The 17,559-nt window shown below is 61.0% G+C and carries 19 protein-coding genes; 4 read left to right on the forward strand and 15 right to left on the reverse strand.

The annotated features are described in order from the left end of the window. Positions 1–117: 117 nt before the first annotated feature. Together D8767_RS24680 and D8767_RS24685 are read left to right on the forward strand one after the other, a co-directional pair. Positions 118–765 (forward strand): trypsin-like peptidase domain-containing protein, encoded by a 648-nt coding sequence (locus tag D8767_RS24680; protein ID WP_020371268.1) that lies wholly within the window; start codon positions 118–120, stop codon positions 763–765. A gap of 308 nt (positions 766–1,073) precedes the next feature. Next, positions 1,074–1,961 (forward strand): bestrophin family protein, encoded by an 888-nt coding sequence (locus D8767_RS24685; RefSeq protein ID WP_016713225.1) that lies wholly within the window; start codon positions 1,074–1,076, stop codon positions 1,959–1,961. Here the strand turns inward: D8767_RS24685 and phnE are convergent. Genes phnE through D8767_RS24705 form a run of 4 tightly spaced genes read right to left on the reverse strand, consistent with a single transcriptional unit; the run spans position 1,958 to position 5,203 of the window. Next, positions 1,958–2,725, reverse strand: a complete 768-nt coding sequence (phnE, locus tag D8767_RS24690) for a phosphonate ABC transporter, permease protein PhnE (protein ID WP_016713226.1) — start codon at positions 2,723–2,725, stop codon at positions 1,958–1,960. The two genes, D8767_RS24685 and phnE, sit on opposite strands and share 4 nt — an antisense overlap. Further along, entirely contained in the window at positions 2,722–3,549 is an 828-nt protein-coding gene (locus D8767_RS24695) for an ABC transporter permease (RefSeq protein ID WP_016713227.1), read from the reverse strand. Before D8767_RS24695 ends, phnE begins: the two co-directional genes overlap by 4 nt. Then, on the reverse strand, positions 3,543–4,352 hold the full coding sequence (locus D8767_RS24700) for a phosphonate ABC transporter ATP-binding protein (RefSeq protein ID WP_081259017.1): 810 nt from the start codon (positions 4,350–4,352) through the stop codon (positions 3,543–3,545). Before D8767_RS24700 ends, D8767_RS24695 begins: the two co-directional genes overlap by 7 nt. Beyond that, on the reverse strand, positions 4,349–5,203 hold the full coding sequence (locus tag D8767_RS24705; RefSeq protein WP_016713229.1) for a putative selenate ABC transporter substrate-binding protein: 855 nt from the start codon (positions 5,201–5,203) through the stop codon (positions 4,349–4,351). The genes D8767_RS24700 and D8767_RS24705 overlap by 4 nt, the downstream gene beginning before the upstream one ends. 126 nt (positions 5,204–5,329) lie before the next feature. On the opposite strand from D8767_RS24705, the gene selD reads away from it, so the two are divergent. Together selD and mnmH are read left to right on the forward strand one after the other, a co-directional pair. Next, positions 5,330–6,364 (forward strand): selenide, water dikinase SelD, encoded by a 1,035-nt coding sequence (selD, locus tag D8767_RS24710; protein ID WP_016713230.1) that lies wholly within the window; start codon positions 5,330–5,332, stop codon positions 6,362–6,364. After that, positions 6,364–7,476: a tRNA 2-selenouridine(34) synthase MnmH gene (gene mnmH / locus D8767_RS24715; RefSeq protein ID WP_016713231.1), complete on the forward strand. Its 1,113-nt coding sequence runs from the start codon at positions 6,364–6,366 to the stop codon at positions 7,474–7,476. Before selD ends, mnmH begins: the two co-directional genes overlap by 1 nt. A gap of 76 nt (positions 7,477–7,552) precedes the next feature. Here mnmH and D8767_RS24720 read toward each other — a convergent pair whose 3' ends face one another. From D8767_RS24720 to cyoA, 11 genes are all read right to left on the reverse strand, one after another. Next, positions 7,553–7,939: a lysozyme inhibitor LprI family protein gene (locus D8767_RS24720; RefSeq protein WP_016713232.1), complete on the reverse strand. Its 387-nt coding sequence runs from the start codon at positions 7,937–7,939 to the stop codon at positions 7,553–7,555. 20 nt (positions 7,940–7,959) lie between these two features. After that, the gene (locus D8767_RS24725; RefSeq protein WP_016713233.1) at positions 7,960–8,499 is read right to left on the reverse strand and encodes a hypothetical protein; all 540 of its coding nucleotides are present in this window, start codon (positions 8,497–8,499) and stop codon (positions 7,960–7,962) included. A 110-nt stretch (positions 8,500–8,609) separates the two neighbouring features. Next, positions 8,610–9,173, reverse strand: a complete 564-nt coding sequence (locus D8767_RS24730) for a GNAT family N-acetyltransferase (protein ID WP_016713234.1) — start codon at positions 9,171–9,173, stop codon at positions 8,610–8,612. Between the two features lie 176 nt (positions 9,174–9,349). Beyond that, positions 9,350–9,733, reverse strand: coding sequence for a YkgJ family cysteine cluster protein (locus D8767_RS24735; protein ID WP_025753817.1), 384 nt, complete (start codon positions 9,731–9,733; stop codon positions 9,350–9,352). Between the two features lie 126 nt (positions 9,734–9,859). After that, positions 9,860–10,987 (reverse strand): hypothetical protein, encoded by a 1,128-nt coding sequence (locus D8767_RS24740; protein ID WP_016713236.1) that lies wholly within the window; start codon positions 10,985–10,987, stop codon positions 9,860–9,862. Positions 10,988–11,103: 116 nt separating this feature from the next. Then, positions 11,104–12,312 carry an alanine transaminase gene (gene alaC, locus D8767_RS24745; RefSeq protein WP_016713237.1) on the reverse strand — a complete coding sequence of 403 codons (1,209 nt, stop codon included), beginning with the start codon at positions 12,310–12,312 and terminating at the stop codon, positions 11,104–11,106. Positions 12,313–12,565: 253 nt separating this feature from the next. Further along, positions 12,566–13,453: a heme o synthase gene (gene cyoE / locus D8767_RS24750; protein WP_012270561.1), complete on the reverse strand. Its 888-nt coding sequence runs from the start codon at positions 13,451–13,453 to the stop codon at positions 12,566–12,568. 11 nt (positions 13,454–13,464) lie between these two features. Beyond that, the gene (gene cyoD, locus D8767_RS24755) at positions 13,465–13,797 is read right to left on the reverse strand and encodes a cytochrome o ubiquinol oxidase subunit IV (RefSeq protein ID WP_003248599.1); all 333 of its coding nucleotides are present in this window, start codon (positions 13,795–13,797) and stop codon (positions 13,465–13,467) included. Further along, positions 13,797–14,423, reverse strand: coding sequence for a cytochrome o ubiquinol oxidase subunit III (gene cyoC / locus D8767_RS24760; RefSeq protein ID WP_012051225.1), 627 nt, complete (start codon positions 14,421–14,423; stop codon positions 13,797–13,799). Before cyoC ends, cyoD begins: the two co-directional genes overlap by 1 nt. Positions 14,424–14,426: 3 nt before the next feature. Next, complete coding sequence (cyoB, locus tag D8767_RS24765; protein WP_016713238.1) at positions 14,427–16,445, reverse strand: cytochrome o ubiquinol oxidase subunit I; 2,019 nt, start codon at positions 16,443–16,445, stop codon at positions 14,427–14,429. Between the two features lie 3 nt (positions 16,446–16,448). Beyond that, a complete protein-coding gene (cyoA, locus tag D8767_RS24770) occupies positions 16,449–17,390 on the reverse strand; it encodes a ubiquinol oxidase subunit II (RefSeq protein WP_012270558.1) in 942 nt (313 codons plus the stop codon). Between the last annotated feature and the right edge of the window lie 169 nt (positions 17,391–17,559).

The raw sequence follows: 17,559 nt of genomic DNA on the forward strand, positions 1-17,559 counted from the left end.
CGTCGGATATATTCCGAAAGTATTGTCAGCATAATGGCACTTCGCCATATTTGCGCTCCCTTTTCACCACGCACCGTGTGACCCATGAAAACAATCGCGCCCTGCATGGCGGCAATGATGCTGCTCAGTGGGTGCAATGGAGTGCCAACCTCGTACGTTTCCGATCCCGTCTACAGCCAGGCTTTCGTGGTCACCTCCGGTGCCCCGCTGCCCATGTTGCTGATGGCCAGCGCCATCCAGTGGAACGAGGATTACGCCGTAACTGCCAAACACACACCCTTCCTGCGCAACGTGGTCCACGAGGGCCTCGGTGATGTGGTGTTCTTCAAACACAAGGCCAGCAACGTGCCGGATTGGCGCCAGTATGTGCCTGGCGAAGCCGTGACGGCGGTGGGTTTCAACAGTTTCATGATGCCGATGCAGGGCAAGGGCCATGCGCTGGCGTCGCTGGTGCGGCTTGAAGGCACGCCAGGCAGTGTTTTCTATTCAGTACACGACGGCCCGATCACCAAGGGCATGTCGGGCGGGCCTGTGTTCGCCGATGACGGCAAGGTGGTCGGCATCAATGTGGCCATCATCCCCACCAGCGAGATCGATGCCGGCAAGCGCCCGGACCTGGCTGGCAAGGCGCGGATCAGCGTGTTCATGTCGTTCAACGAGATCGACAAGGAATGGCGGCGCTTTAAGTACCTGACGGCGCACAAGGGCAAGCCTCAGGCACCGGCTTCTATCAAAGGCTATGTGGCGGTTGCTGCCAAGCCTTGAGTCAGGTTCCGGAGCGCGTTTGCGAATGATAAGCGGCTTGTGATGTGAGGCTGATGGCCTCTTCGCGGGTGAACCCGCTTTTGAGACTTGTGCAGTGCCTGTGGGAGTGACCCGTTCGTTTCTTGCCCGGGCTTTTTCAACGTAGATATTGGCTCGGGCTATTTCACTGTGGTCCTAAAACACTGCAGTCCAATTCCTACAAAGCCTGGCACTGAACACGTCTGGTAATACACCCAGACGAACCGCACCGAACCATGCTCTCCCCTCGACGTCCGATTCTGCATCCCCCGCGTTTCGAGGCCCCCCGCGTGAAAGACATCATCACCCGCAAGTACCGCCTGGTCGTGAAGACCATCGGCTACATCGGCTGGTCGCTGTTCTGGCTGCTGATCTGGGATGTGCTGGTCACCATTGATTTCATGCTGTTCTTCAACAGCAAGTTCACCCTGCCGCTGATCCCGCTGACTTTGCTGGGCTCGGCGCTGGTAGTACTGGTGAGTTTTCGCAACAGCAGCGCCTACAACCGTTGGTGGGAAGCTCGCACGTTGTGGGGGGCGCTGGTGAACAGTTCGCGCAGCTTCGCAAGGCAGACGCTAAACCTGATCGATGACCCGGCTGATGGCCTGAACCCGGTCAAGGCCACCCTGCTGCGCCGGCACATCGCCTATGTGAACTGCCTGGCTGCACACTTGAAGGGGGAGAGCTGCCCGGATGAACTGATGGCCTTCATCCCGCCGGCTGAATTCGAACGGCGCAACCGCTCGAACAACTTTGCCAATGACATTCTCGGTGGCTCGGCGGCCTTGCTGGCGCGGGAATACCAGGCCGGCCGGCTGGACAGCATCCGTCTGGCGCGGCTGGAATCGACGCTGGTGGACCTGTCCAATGCCCAAGGCGGTATGGAGCGCATTGCCAATACACCGCTGCCCTACCCTTACGTGTATTTTCCGCGACTGTTCATCACCCTGTTCTGCCTGATCGTGCCAATAGGGCTGGTGGAGTCGCTGGGCTGGTTCACGCCGCTGGCTTCGACAGTGGTGGGGTTCATGTTGCTGGCCATCGAGCGAATCGGCACGGATTTGCAGAGCCCATTCAAGTTCAGTGAGCACCAGATCCAGATGGACACCATTTGCGAGACGATCGAGCGGAACCTGGAGTCGATGCAACGGGAAGCGCAGTGTGGGGAACTCGCTTAGGCCCGCACATAGCGCTGGCGCAACACATCACTCAACGTATCCACCAGCAACACCAGCACCAGCATGCCCAGGATCACCGTACTGGCCTGGGCCTCCTGGAACAGGCTCAACGTGGTGTACAGCATCTGCCCCAAGCCCCCCGCCCCGACAAAGCCCAGCACGCTGGCCATACGGATATTGTTTTCCCAGCGGTACAAACTGTAGGCCAGCAACTGCGGCCACACATTGGGCAAGGTACCAAAACAGAATGCGGCCACCTGGCTGCCGCCCTGCAAGCGAATCGCTGCCGCTGGCTCCGGCGGCGCATTCTCCAGCGCCTCGGCAAACAAGCGTCCCAGAACACCGGCGGTGTGCAGTGCCAACGCGAGGGTGCCGGCATTGGGCCCAAGACCGGCCGCCAGGACTGTCAGCGCAGCCCACACCAGTTCCGGAATGGCGCGCAAAGCATTCAGCAGCAACCGCGCTACGCCCTGTAATGGCCAACCGAATCGCCCTGCCGCCGGCAGTGCCAGCAACATCCCCATGACCATCGCCAACAAGGTGCCCAGACCCGACATGGCCAGCGTCTCCAGCGCCCCGCGCCACACAGCCTTCAAGTGCCCGGTAGACAGGTCCGGATGCAGGAAGCGCCCTGCGTACTCGCCCATCTGCCCCAACCCGCCGTTACCGACCAGCGCTTGCAGGTCCAGCTCCAGGTAAGCGAACGAGGCCAACACCGCCAACACGATGGCGCCCAGCAACAACAGGTTGATGACCCGGTTCATGCCAGCCTCCAGCGCAGCAGGCGGCTGAGCAAGTCGGCCAGCATCACCAGCAGCAGGAAGGTGAGCAACATGCTGGCCACTTCCGCCCCGGCAAACATCCGCATCGACAGGTCAATCTGCTGCCCCAGCCCGCCCGCCCCCACAAACCCCATCACCACCGAGGCCCGCACCGCGCACTCCCAGCGGTACACGGTGTAGGACACCACCTCGGACGCCGCATTGGGCAGAATGCCGTAGAGAAACGCCATCAGCCGGCCACTGCCCGCCTGCAACAAGGCATGGGCCGGGCGCTGGTCGACCGATTCGAAGATTTCGGCGTAGACCTTGCCCAGCATACCGCTGTAGGTAATGGCGATGGCCAATACACCCGCCGTCGGCCCCAGCCCCACGGCCCGCACGAACAACAGCGCCCAGACAATTTCCGGCACGCTGCGCAGGAAGATCAGCAACCCGCGCACCGGTAGGCGCAGCAGGCGCGACCAAAGCCCTGCACGCCCACCACGGGAGGCGGCACGCAACGACAAGGCGCGACTGGCCATCAGCCCCGCCGGAACGGCTAGCAGCAACGCCAACGCCATGCCAGCGGTGGCCACGGCCAAGGTCTGTAGCGTGGCTTCATACAGCAACACGAGAAAATCGGCATCGTGCGCGGGTGGCCAGAAGGCGCTGGTGAAACGGGCGATCTGCTGTCGGTTCTCGGCCTGCAACAGCACTCCGGGGTTCAGTTCGCTCAACTGGATACCCGGCCACAGTATCGCCACGCCCAGCAAGGCCAGCAGCAGCCGTGGCAGCAGGGCCGGGTCGCGGGTGTCGGCCCTCAGCATCGCGGGATCTGCACCGTCAGAATCGGCCCCTGGGTTGGCGGCGAAGCCAGTTGTTCATTCGCGTACAGCGCCTCCAGCATGTGTTCGGTGACCGCTTCTGCCGGGCAATCAAACACTACCTGGCCCTCGCGGATACCAACCACCCGGGGGAAATGCGCCAGCGCCAACTCCACCGCATGCAGGCTCGCCACCAGCGTCACGCCATTGGCCTGGGCATGGCGGTTTAGCAAGGCCAGGCTGTGGTCGGCCAGCACCGGGTCCATGGCCGACACCGGCTCGTCGGTCAGCAGCACCTGTGGCCGCTGGTAAAGGGCCCGGGCAATACCCACCCGCTGCAACTGACCACCCGACAACTGCCCGCACTGCACGAACAGCTTGTCGGCCAGGCCCAGCTCTGCCAGCACCTGGCGCGCCCCCGGCACATCGCTGGGGTACAGCAGGTTGAGCAAGCCACGCGTTAACCCCCACTGCCCCAGCCGGCCGGCCAGTACTGCCGTCACCACCCGTTGGCGCGGTGGCAAGGGCGGTGCCTGATGCACCAGGCCGACCCGCGCCCGCAGGCGCTGGCGTGCCCTGGCGGATAACGCCCAGGGCTGCTCACCCAGCAACTCCACGCGCCCGCTGCTGGGCTGGATGGCCGTAGCCATCAGGTGCAGCAAGCTCGACTTGCCCGCCCCCGACGGCCCAATGATCGCGACACGCTCGCCCTGCTCGATGCTCAGGTTGATCGCGTCAAGCGCGCGTACCTGGACATGGCGCAGGCCGGCACCATGCAGGTGGATTGCCACGTTCGAATCAGTCACTTGAGCAGGCCAGCCTCACGCGCAGCTTGCTCGGTGCCTACATAGTTTTCAGGCTTGGTCTCGATGAAGCGGCTGGCGGCCTGGAGGTCGAGGATAGCCTTGTGCTCCGGATTGGTCGGGTCGAGGTCGAGGAACGCTTTTTTGATCTTTTCTTTCAACGCCGGCGCCATGTTGCCGCGCACGGTCCAGTTGTAGTCAAAGTAGGTCGGGGTAGTGGCGAACACTTTCACCTTGGCGGTATCGACCTTGCCGGCATCCACCAGTTTCTGCCACACACTGGCATTGAGCACGCCGCCATCGACCTTACCCGCCTGCACCCAGGCCACGGTGGCGTCATGGGCGCCAGAGTAGGCCACACGGCCGAAGTACTCTTCAGGCTTGATGTTGTCCTGCTTGAGCATGAAGTAACGCGGCATCAGGCTGCCCGAAGTAGACGAGATAGAGCCGAAGGCGAACGACTTGCCCTTGAGGTCGGCCAGGCTCTTCACGTCGGGGTTGGCGGTGATGAACTTGGAGGTGAACTGCGCGTCCTGCTCACGCTGCACCAATGGCGTGGCGGTCGGGTCCTTCAGGTGTACCTGAACGAACGTGAAGCCACCCAGCCAGGCCAGGTCCAGCCGGTTGGCGGCCAGCGACTCGACCACAGCCGGGTAATCGGCCACCGGTACGAACTTCACTTCCATACCCAGTTGCTTGGCCAGGTACTCGCCCAACGGCTTGAACTTGCGCTGCAGTTCGGTTGGCGCTTCGTCGGGGATGGCGCTGACCCTCAACACTTCAGCAGCTTGGACGACAACGGCACAGCAAGACAGCACAAGGCCGGCGGCGAGCGCCAAGGGGCGTTTGAGCATGGGTGTTCTCCGGTTCAATAGCGGGGAAATGCCGACAAATCCGTCGACACCGAGGATTATAAGAGGCCAAGGCCCAAAGGCCAGCTTTGCTACAATCGCGCAACAATTTGACCTGTCGAGGTGCGTATGAGCGAGCCGATTCGCCTGACCCAGTACAGCCATGGTGCCGGCTGTGGCTGCAAGATTTCCCCCAAGGTGCTGGATGTGATCCTTGCCGAAAGCGGCACCCAGGCCCTGGACCCGAAGCTGTGGGTTGGCAACGCCTCGCGCGACGACGCTGCGGTGTACGCGCTGGACGACGAGCGCGGCGTGGTCTCGACCACCGACTTTTTCATGCCGATTGTCGATGACCCGTACGACTTCGGCCGCATCGCCGCCACCAACGCCATCAGCGACATCTACGCCATGGGTGGCGACCCGCTGATGGCGATCGCCATTTTGGGCTGGCCGGTCAATGTGCTGCCACCGGAAGTGGCCCGCGAAGTGATTCGTGGTGGCCGTGCGGTGTGCGCCGAAGCAGGCATTCCGCTGGCCGGCGGCCACTCCATCGACGCCCCCGAGCCAATCTTCGGCCTCGCCGTCACGGGTGTGGTCAGCAAGCGCCACCTCAAGCGCAACGATACCGCCACTGCCGGCTGCCGGCTGTACCTGACCAAACCGTTGGGCATCGGCATCCTTACCACCGCCGAGAAAAAGGCCAAGCTGCGCGCACAAGACCAAGGCCTGGCCCGCGACTGGATGTGCACCCTCAATACCCCCGGCAGCCGCTTCGGCAAACTCGACGGTGTAAAGGCCATGACCGACGTCACCGGCTTTGGCCTGCTCGGCCACCTGGTGGAGCTGGCCGAAGGCAGCGGCCTTACCGCGCACTTGGACTACGCCGCCGTACCGCGCCTGCCCAGCGTCGAGCATTACCTGGCCGAAGGCTGCATCCCCGGCGGCACGTTGCGTAACTTCGAAAGCTACGGCCACAAGCTCGGCGCACTCAGCGACGAGCAGAAACACCTGCTGTGCGACCCGCAAACCAGCGGCGGCCTGCTGGTGGCGGTCAGCCCTGAAGGTGAAGACGCGTTCCTGGCAGTCGCTGCCGAACTGGGCCTGCAACTGTCGCCAATCGGCAAGCTGGTCGAACGACAGAGCCACGCGGTCGAGGTGATCTGATGCGCCCCGACTGCACCGATTTCCGCCGGCTGTTCCTCGACGACGTGCCGATGATGGACATGCGCGCCCCCGTCGAATTCGCCAAAGGCGCCTTTCCTGGCGTGGTCAACCTGCCGCTGATGAATGACCAGGAGCGGCAGAAGGTCGGCACCTGCTTCAAGCAGCAGGGCCAGGCAGCTGCCATCGCCCTGGGCCACCAGCTGGTCAGCGGCACCACCAAGCAGGCTCGGCTGGACGCCTGGGTGGCGTTTACCCAGGCCCACCCCGAAGGCTACCTGTACTGCTTCCGTGGCGGCCTGCGTTCGCAGATCGTGCAGGGCTGGTTGCGTGATGAAGCGGGCATCCAGTACCCGCGCGTCAAGGGCGGCTACAAGGCCATGCGGACCTTCTTGCTGGAAACCACCCAACAGGCGGTGGCGCAGTGCGATTTTGTGCTGCTGGGCGGCCTTACCGGTACTGGCAAGACCGACGTGCTGCATCAGCTGGATAACGTGCTGGACCTGGAAGGCCATGCCAACCATCGCGGCTCCAGCTTCGGCAAACGCGCCACCGCGCAGCCGGCGCAAATCGACTTCGAGAACCAGCTGGCCATCGACGTACTGAAGAAACGCGACCGAGGCGTTGAACAGTTCGTACTGGAAGATGAAGGCCGCATCGTCGGCAGTTGCACCGTGCCGCTGGAGCTGTACCAGGGCATGCAGCAATACCCACTGGTGTGGCTGGAAGACAGTTTTGCCAACCGCGTTGAACGCATCCTGCGTGATTACGTGGTCAACCTGAGTGCCGAGTTCGCCGCTGTGCATGGCGAGGAGGAAGGCCGCCGGTTGTTTGCCGAGCGTATGCTGCAAAGCATGGCCAACATCTACAAGCGTTTGGGCGGCGAGCGTTATCAGCGGTTGTCGGCGCTGCTGGGCCAGGCGCTGGAAGCGCAGCAGCGCAGCGGCGCGGTGGAGCTGCACCGGGGCTGGATCGAAGGCTTGTTGAACGAGTATTACGACCCGATGTATGCCTACCAGCGTGCGGCGAAGGCTGAGCGTATCGAGTTTGCCGGAGATGCCGTGGAAGTGCGCGAGTACCTCAAGGCCCGGGCGCTGCGCAAGCCTCATCATTAGCACCGGCACAGCCGGTGTCATAAACCGAGTCGCCTTCTTCGCGGGCGAGCCCGCGAAGAAGGCGGTACAGGCAACATCACTGCCCAGGGCTGAGCACCCGTTCCAGCTCCGCTGCCCGGTCACGGGTCATGTCCATTACACATGTCCCACCTTCCAACTGCGCCAGGGTCCCGCCACTGGCCTGCACATGGAACTGGCAATTGCCATCGCGGTAGGCCATCCACTTGCGCTGCACATCGCGCAAGCTTTTCTGCTGCCCGGCCTCCAGCTTGCCCATCAACTGCTTGTACACCCGGTTCAAACGCTGGTCCTGCACCTGCGTTTCAGCCTGGATGCACGCGCTCATGGCCACGGTGCTGGAAGCCTTGTCCATGCACTGCCCGTAGGCCGCCGTGTAGTCGTCCGCCACTGCCAGCGGCACCACGCAAGTCAGTGCCAGGCCCGTGAGGTAATGCTTGGTCATGTGTAACACCCTCCTTGAGATCAAAGCGTCTGCGGCTGCTCTGGCGGCATCAGTACGTTGGCCGGTTCGAAGTGCAACGATGGCATCTGCGTTGCCGAATACATTGCCACACCCAATGCGGCGATCAGCGCAACATCAAGCCAGGTCCAACCCGGCATGTCGTCGGTGCTGCGTGCCTTCCAGCAATGCCATGCCTGGCCCAGGCAGAACACCAGCATCGCAACCAGCCACAGGTAAAAACCAGCGCCAAAACCTGCAAAGTCGTGGAACTCGTAGCTCTGGTTATCTGGCAAGCGCTCGATGCCGAAACTACTGGCCGCCAGGTAAAGCGCGCCAAGGCCGAAAAGCAGGGCCAGCCGGCGGAAACGTCGATGGGCAAGAATCGCCAAGGCCAACAGCGGATTGGCAAACCACTGATACAATCCGAATGGCACGCCCCAAGGCCCGTACAGCAACATCTGCAGGGCCGGCATGTGATGGTTGCCGCTCATCAGCACGCCATCGAAGAACAGGGCGAGCAAATACAGCAGCAAGCTGATGCTCAGGTAGAAAACGGGCAAGGGACACACCTGGTGGAAACGGGACAGCCTACGACCTTAACCCAGGCCCTGCCCCGCCTCCAAACCCTCAGCGAGTCCCGCGCAGGGTTACCGCGAAATTCGCCGCAAGACTATGCAACAGGCGGCTCCAGCAGCAGGCCGTAGAGACCCGAGTCGGACAACTCGCCGGCCACGCACCAGCGCGCTCGCAGTGTGCCTTCGAGCACGAAGCCCTGACGCTCCAGGGTGCGTGCCGAGCCCTGGTTGCGCGGGTCGATTTCGCCTTCAAGGCGGCGCATGTGCAGGGTGTGGGCCAGGTAGTCGATGAAGCAGGTCAATGCCTCGTCCATATAACCCCTGCCCTGCACCGCGCTGGCCAGGCAATAGCCAATCTCGCCACGGCGGGAGACATCGTCGATGTTGAACAACTGGACCATGCCGATGAGTTCGCCATTGTCGCGGCGGTACATGCCGAGCTTGAGCTGGTCACCATTGGCATAGGCTTCGCGGTCGGCGGCCAGGGCACTTTCGGCTTCGGCCAGGTCTTGCCAGGGGGCATGGTGCCAATAACGCATGACCTCGGGGTCGGCCATGATCGCCAGCCATTGCGCGGCATCGGCATGGCGCATGGGGCGCAAGTGCAGACGCGGGCTGTCGAGGCAGAGGTCACTGGGGAAACTGCGGGGTGGGGTCACGCCGGATCTCCTGTCCATTGCTGGGGAGATGACAGTTTAACGTCAAGCGCAGAGTTCGGGCATCCCGGGGCTGCGTTGCGGCCCATCGCGACACAAGGCCGCTCTTACAGGTTGCGGCGCAATACCTGTAAGAGCGGAATTGCCCGCGATAAGGCCATCAGCCTAACCCAGTGCAATCAGGCCACCTCAGCCCCATCATCCGGCCAATGCGGCTCATTGGCCCCCGGCGGGGTCAGCGGCGGCAGCCCATACGCCGCCCGCGCATCGTCACAGCTGGGGTTGTGCACCCCACCCTCCCACGACGCCTCGAACTCGCGACAAGGACTGGAACGGTTGGCATAAATGGTACAAGCCACCTCTTTACCGATCTCGCCCTCAAGGCTGACGCAGCGGCATGGCTTGGCGTCGGTGCCGATCATGGCAACGCGGGTGGGGTTGATCTGCACCACCAGGTCGTCTGGCACAAGGCCCCCGGCAGACTGGCATTCGCCCCAGAAGAAGGACACACGGAAGTACCCGCAGCAGGCGCCGCAGTCAAGGCAAGGGTTATATTCAGACATGATGCCACGGAGGGAAGGTTGTTGTTATCGGGGCTGGCCCGCGGCGCCATTTTCATTCGAACCCGGGGCGGCTGGATAGAGGGGCCATGCAAAATATTTTGCCGCTGATCCGGCCGCCCGCATCCGCTACCGCAGCGCCTTGTAGGTAGTCGCGTCCCAACGCGTCAACGCCAGGCCTTCGGTCGGGTCATAGTCATCACCGCACACCTTGCTGAAGTGCGTACAAACCTCGCCGCAATGCACCAACCGATTATCTCGCTCACCCTCGGTCAGCACCGTGTAAGACTCGCTGCGCATGGCGTGGTACTGCCTTTCAGCAGCGCTCATAGCCCGGTGATACTCCATGAGCTGCCTATCGCTCAAGGCCAGTCGCTTGCCCAGCTCAACACCCCAGCGGGCAAGGCAGACTTCGGCAAAATGACGAACGACCAGCCCGGGTTCCTTGAGCACCTCGCCGCCGCTCGCACCATCGACCGACGCGTTGCCTACCAGCGTGGCATGACGCCCCGGCATCGGATAAATGCAGATCTGCGTACCACTGGCCACTGACGGGATCACGCAGGCAAAGCCTTTGGAACGCTCATCACGCGAATAGAAGCCGACATATTCACGCACGTTTGCCGCCAGCGTGATGCGTTCGGCTTGCACATTGCCCACGCCGGGCACAGGGTCGATTGCAAAGATGTTCACCGGTATGTCCCGCAGTACCGGGTCTTGTGCCATGGCGTTGGCCAACATGTGGCAGCTGATACCGCCCCGGCTCCAGCCCACCAGGTTCACCTGGGTCGGAATGCGTGGTTTGCGAAACATGCTGATGATGCGCTCTTGCAGTTCCTGCGGAGTCGGATGACGGTCACCGTAATCGTAGGTACGCCAGAACCAGGAGGCCGTGGAAGAAGCATCCGGAACAGGTACACCGGCGTTCTTCAGCCGCTCGTACTCTTCCTCGCTCAATTTGGTGCGGTGCCAGCTGCTTTCGCCTTTGATCACCTGCAGCACATGGTTGACGTTCTCTTCCCAGCCGCGGCCGAACAGTTGGCCAGTCCAGTTGAAATAACCTCCGGGCTCGACGAACAGGTTGTCGTCCTGAAGGTTGCCACTACCGGGACCGTCGACGGCTATCCAGTGCGCGAATTCGCGGCCCTGGTCGTTGCTGGCCAGGGTCGATACCAGTTCGCCGTTCCAGAAGTTGGGGTTGGCGTCGTCGAAGCGGTGGGAGCCGGTGCCGCAGAAATAGGCGGTGAAGACACTCATTTGTGGATCTCTGTGGTGAGAAATGAGTGCTGAAGATAGGTAGGCAGAACGATGGAATACAGGCGGAAAGCGCTCACCTGAATAGCAATGGGGGCCGCAACGCGGCCCCCTGATGCTTACTTGTTGCTCAACCCGTCAGCGCGGAACATCTGCCGGATCCCGCGAATGGCTTGGCGAATACGGTCCTGGTTCTCGATCAGGGCAAAGCGCACATGGTCATCACCATAATCACCAAAGCCGATCCCCGGCGACACGCATACCTTGGCCTCGGCCAACAGCTTCTTGGAAAACTCCAGCGACCCCAGGTGTGCATACTGCTCCGGGATCTTGGCCCACACATACATCGACGCCTTGGGGTTCTCGACCATCCAGCCCATCTCGTGCAACCCCTTCACCAGCAGGTTGCGGCGCTGGCGATACTGCTCTGCAATGTCGCGCACGCACTGCTGGTCGCCTTCCAGCGCAGCAATGGCCGCAACCTGCAACGGCGTGAAGGTGCCGTAGTCGTGGTAGCTCTTGATCCGCGCCAGGGCACTGACCAGCTCGGGGTTACCGACCATGAAGCCAATCCGCCAGCCCGCCATGTTGTAGCTCTTGGACAGGGTGAAGAACTCCACCGCAATGTCCTTGGCGCCGGGCACCTGCATGATCGAGGGGGCTTTCCAGCCATCGTAGACGATGTCGGCGTAGGCCAGGTCGTGCACCACCAGCACGTTGTACTGCTTGGCCAACGCCACCACGCGCTCGAAGAAGTCCAGCTCCACGCACTGGGCAGTAGGGTTGGACGGGAAACCGAGGATCATCATCTTCGGCTTGGGGATCGACTCGCGAATCGCCCGTTCCAGCTCGTTGAAGAAGTCCACACCCGGCACCAGCGGCACCGAACGCACCTGGGCACCGGCAATGACCGCACCGTAGATATGGATCGGGTAGCTGGGGTTGGGCACCAGTACCGTGTCGCCCTGGTCGAGGGTGGCCAGCATCAGGTGCGCCAGGCCCTCTTTGGAGCCGATGGTGACGATGGCTTCGCTTTCCGGGTCGATGTCGACCTCGTAGCGTTCCTTGTACCAGTTGGAAATGGCCCGGCGCAGGCGCGGGATACCGCGAGAGGTGGAGTAGCCGTGGGTGTCTTCACGCTGGGCAACCTGCACCAGTTTCTCGACGATGTGCGGCGGGGTGGCGCCATCGGGGTTGCCCATGCTCAGGTCGATGATGTCCTCGCCACGGCGGCGGGCAGCCATCTTGAGTTCGGCAGTGATGTTGAAGACGTAAGGGGGGAGACGATCGATGCGCGCAAAGCGGCGCGGCGAACCTGGGTTGGCCATGGCTTCCTCTGAATACGTAAGCGCCCGGAACCGTCCGAGCGACGTTGGCCGATGTGGCGGCCTGGATCAGAAGATAGTGCCGAAACAGGATGTCTGTAAAGGATAATTTCCTGTTTTGTTATATTTTTTCAGATGTATTTTTTGAAAATTTGAATTTTATGTTTTCATAACCGGCCCTTCTCGGGCACAGGAAAAACACCCATAAAAAAAACCCGGCACAATGGCCGGGGTTTTCGTGAAACAGGCAGCAGTTTCAGCGTGCGTAGGTCATCAGCACGTCCGCAGCAGTCTGGCTGTCCACACCCATCATCACGCTCAGAGCGGTGACAGTGAGGATGGAGAAGCCGAACACTTTACGGGCCCACTTGCTGTCGTCCTCGGCTTTGTAGCCGCCCCATGCCATGTACAGCCAGTAAAGGCCCATGGCAGCTGCCACGGCCAGGTAGCCGAGGCCGGCGTAACCGCCGAGGGTAAGCATCAAGGTGGCGAGCACGAAGGCCAGCACGTACAGCACGATCTGCTTCTTCGCCGCCAGGACGCCACGTGCCACCGGCAGGACCGGAATGTTGGCAGCGCTGTAATCCTTGAAGCGGAAGATGGCGATGGCAAAGCTGTGCGGCATCTGCCACAGGCTGAACATCACCAGCAGGGTCACTGCAGCCAGGTCGAAGCTGTTGCTCACGGCGCAGTAGCCGATCACCGGAGGCATGGCACCAGACAGGCTGCCGACCAAGGTGCCGTGCACCGATTTACGCTTCAGCCACAGGCTGTAGAAACCGACGTAGACGATGAAGCCGATCAGCGCACAGAACGCCGACAGCGGGTTGGCCTGGACATACAGCAGGCTGAAACCCGCCACCCCTAGCAGGGTGGCGTAGATCAGCGCGAGGGGCAGCGACATGCCGCCCTGCACCATGACGCGGTTCTTGGTGCGCTCCATCTTGTGGTCAATGTCACGGTCGATGCAGTTGTTGAACACGCATCCGGACGCCACCACCAGCGAAGTACCGATCACCACCGCCAGGAACAGGGCGAAATCCACATGGCCCTTCGAGGCAAGGAAGAAACCGCCTGCCACGGAAAGCACGTTACCGAAAATGATCCCCGGTTTGGTGATTTGGATAAAGTGCTTAACGGACATGCAGTCTTACCTCACTTGGCCAACATTTCGAAGTGGATGCTGAACATGATCCACAGCGACAGGCCGACAAGCAGAGCGATCACCAGGGTGGTGAACAGGAACGTCGATACGTTGTTGCGTTGCTCTTTCGAGCGGTCCATGTGCAGGAAGTAAACCAGGTGAACAACTACCTGGATCACGGCCATGGCAACAATGATCAGAACGGTCAGGTTCTTCGGCAGGCTGGCGGTCATGGCCAGGCCGAACGGGATCGCGGTCAGGATGATCGACAGTACAAAGCCGATCATGTACGACTTGACGCTGCCGTGATTACCTTCGTGATGAGTGTCGTGTGCGTTAGCCATTACAGAACTCCCAGCAGGTAAACGACGGTGAATACGCAGATCCAGACCACGTCCAGGAAGTGCCAGAACAGGCTCAGGCAGCTCATGCGGGTCTTGGCGGTCGGCGTGATGCCGTGCTTGTTGATCTGGTACATCATGATTGCCATCCAGATCAGACCAGCAGTCACGTGCAGGCCGTGGGTACCTACCAGGGCGAAGAAGCCCGACAGGAAGCCACTGCGCTGCGGGCCGAAGCCTTCGCTGATCAGGTGATGGAATTCATAGATTTCCATCGCGATGAAGCCTGCACCGAACAGGAAGGTCACAGCCAACCAGCCCAGTACGCCTGCTTTCTTGCCATCGAACATCTTCAGCATGGCGAAGCCGAAGGTGATCGAGGACAGCAGCAGGAACAGCGTTTCAACAGCTACGAAATCGAGCTGGAAGATGTCATGACCCGACGGGCCGCCGGCAAAACTGCCGGACAGCACCGCGTAGGTAGCGAAGAGCGACGCAAACAGGATGCAGTCGGTCATCAGGTACAGCCAGAAGCCCAGTACGGTCATCTGGCCCGAGTCGTGGTGGTGGTCGTCATGCCCATGGTCGTGACCATGAGCAGCGCCGCCGTGCATTACTTGACTGGACATTGATTACACCCGCTCAAACGATTCGACACGTGCGCCGGCAGGCAGAGCACCTGCTTTGGCCAGCGCTTTCATACGCTCGCCTTCGATGCGCGCCACTTCTTCGGCTGGAACCATGTAGCCCTGGTCGTCACGGGCAGCGTGGCGAACGAAGACAGCGATGGTTGCAACCAGGCTTGCGCCAACCAGCCACCAGATGTGCCAGATGAAGGCAAAGCCGAAGACGGTCAGGAACAGGCCCATGAACAAACCGGTGGAGGTGTTGCTCGGCATGTGGATAGCGTCGAACTTGGTCGCTGGCTTGTAAGCCTTGCCGCTTTCCTTGGTTTCGTGCCATGCGTCCAGGCCAACCTGCTCAGGCATGTGAGCGAAGTTGTAGAACGGAGGTGGCGACGAAGTGGACCATTCCAGAGTACGGCCGCCCCATGGGTCGCCGGTCACGTCCAGGTTCTGGTTGCGGTCGCGAACCGATACGTACAGCTGGATCAGCTGGCAAGCGATACCGAACAGGATCAGCACGGCGCCGACAACGGCTACGTACAGGTAGGGTTCCCACAGTGGGTTGTCGGAGTGGTTCAGACGACGGGTCATGCCCATGAAGCCCAGGGCGTACAGCGGCATGAACGCAACGTAGAAGCCCGACAGCCAGAACCAGAAGGCAGCTTTGCCCCACTTCTCGTTCAGGGTGAAGCCGAAGGCTTTCGGGAACCAGAAGGCGAAGCCGGCGATGTAGCCGAATACCGCGCCACCGATGATCACGTTGTGGAAGTGCGCAATTACGAACAGGCTGTTGTGCAGGACGAAGTCAGCACCTGGAACGGCCAGCAGTACGCCGGTCATGCCACCGATGGAGAAGGTGACCATGAAGCCCAGGGTCCAGAGCATCGGTGCGGTGAAGCGCACACGGCCTTGGTACATGGTGAACAGCCAGTTGAACAGCTTCACACCGGTCGGAATGGAGATCAGCATCGTCGCCAGGCCGAAGAAGGTGTTGACGCTGGCGCCGGCACCCATGGTGAAGAAGTGGTGCAGCCATACCGCAAAGCCCAGGATGGCGATCGCGCCCGATGCGTAGATCATCGAGTGGTGGCCGAACAGGCGTTTGCCAGAGAACGTCGAAGTCACTTCCGAGAACACGCCGAAGGCCGGCAGGATCAGGATGTAAACCTCAGGGTGACCCCACGCCCAGAACAGGTTGACGTACATCATCGGGTTCCCACCAAGCTCGTTGGTGAAAATGTGGAAGTCCAGATAACGGTCAACAGTCAGCAGCGCGAGTGCAGCAGTCAGGATCGGGAACGAAGCAACGATCAGTACGTTGGCCCAGGTGCAGGTCCAGGTGAAGATCGGCATGTCCATCAGTTTCATGCCAGGTGCGCGCATCTTCATCACGGTGACGAGGAAGTTCACGCCGGTAAGCGTCGTACCCAATCCGGATAGCTGTAGCGCCCAGATGTAGTAGTCAACGCCCACCCCAGGGCTGTACTGAATGCCCGCGAGCGGCGGATAGGCAACCCAGCCGGTCTTGGCGAATTCACCAACGCCCAGCGAGATGTTGACCAGCAGCACGCCTGCCAGCAGCAGGTAGAAGCTCAGGGAGTTCAGGAACGGGAAGGCAACGTCACGTGCACCGATCTGCAGAGGAACCGCCAGGTTCATCAGGCCGGTGAAGAACGGCATCGCCATGAAGATGATCATGATCACACCGTGAGCGGTGAAGATCTGGTCATAGTGTTCAGGCGGCAGGTAGCCTTCGGAGCCACCGGTTGCGGCAGCCAGCTGGGTACGCATCATGATGGCGTCGGCAAAGCCGCGCAGCAGCATGATCATCGCGACGATGATGTACATCACGCCGATCTTTTTGTGGTCGACAGTAGTCAGCCACTCGCTCCACAAGTAGGTCCACTTGCGGAAATAGGTGATAAGACCGACGACAGCGATACCGCCGAGCGCGATCATGGCAAGCGTCACCATGACTATCGGCTCGTGATAGGGTATCGCCTCCAGGCTTAGTTTACCGAACATCTCTTACTCCTCTGCACCGGCAGCTGGTTGCATACTCGATTCCACACCCTTGGTTGTGGCCAGGTCTTTGCTGCCTGCTTCTTCGTGGCTACGACCGCGGTTCATGCCTTCGTACTTGTCGACGATCAGCTGGAACTGCTCAGGCGAAGCCTCGCTGTACAGCGCGACTGGGTTGTTTTCGCTTGGTTTGGCCAAGGCGTCGTATTCGGCCTTGTCCAGCTTCTTCGGCGACTGCTTGACCTCGGCGACCCACTTGTCGAAGTCTTCCTGGGAGGTGGCAGTAGCCTTGAATTTCATGCCGGTGAAGCCAGCACCGCTATAGTTGGCGCTGATACCGTCGAACTCGCCGTTTTCGTTGGCGATGAGGTGCAGCTTGGTGGTCATGCCGGCCATGGCGTAGATCTGGCCGCCCAGGCCCGGGATGAAGAACGAGTTCATCACGGCGTCGGAAGTGACGCGGAAGTTGACCGGGGTGTTAGCCGGGAAGACGATCTTGTTGACCGTGGCAATGCCCTGCTCCGGGTAGATGAACAGCCACTTCCAGTCCAGCGCGACCACGTCGATCTGCACCGGCTTCACATCGGAATCCAGTGGACGGTATGGGTCCAGCTTGTGGGTGGAGTGGTAGGTGACGTAACCCAGGGCGATGATGATCAGGATCGGGATGATCCACACCGCGGCCTCGATCTTGGTCGAGTGCGACCAGTCAGGGGTGTAGGTGGCTGCCTTGTTGGAAGCACGGTACTTCCAGGCGAACGCCAGGGTCATGATGATGACAGGGATTACCACCAGCAGCATCAGGCCGGTAGCGATCAGGATCAGGTTCTTTTGCTCAATGCCGACCTGGCCCTTCGGGTCGAGCAGGGTCCAGTTGCACCCACTGAGTAAAAGCATGCCTAAAAAGGGCAATATGCCAAACAGTCTGGGGTAACGCTTTTTACTCATCTCACGACCTCTAGATCAGCTTGCTTCAATGCAATTTGTGTTTTGGTAGCCAACACTTCGTCCTGCCAAGTGAGGCATTTCGCGCCCGTACTCGCTCCTGCCTGGGGTCCGACTGCAGGACCTTGGCTTCGAGCGTGTTAGCGGTGCTTATGGTTTCGTAGGCAACAGG

It is taken from the genome of Pseudomonas sp. LTGT-11-2Z (assembly GCF_003691445.1).
Classification (GTDB): Bacteria; Pseudomonadota; Gammaproteobacteria; order Pseudomonadales; family Pseudomonadaceae; genus Aquipseudomonas; species Aquipseudomonas monteilii.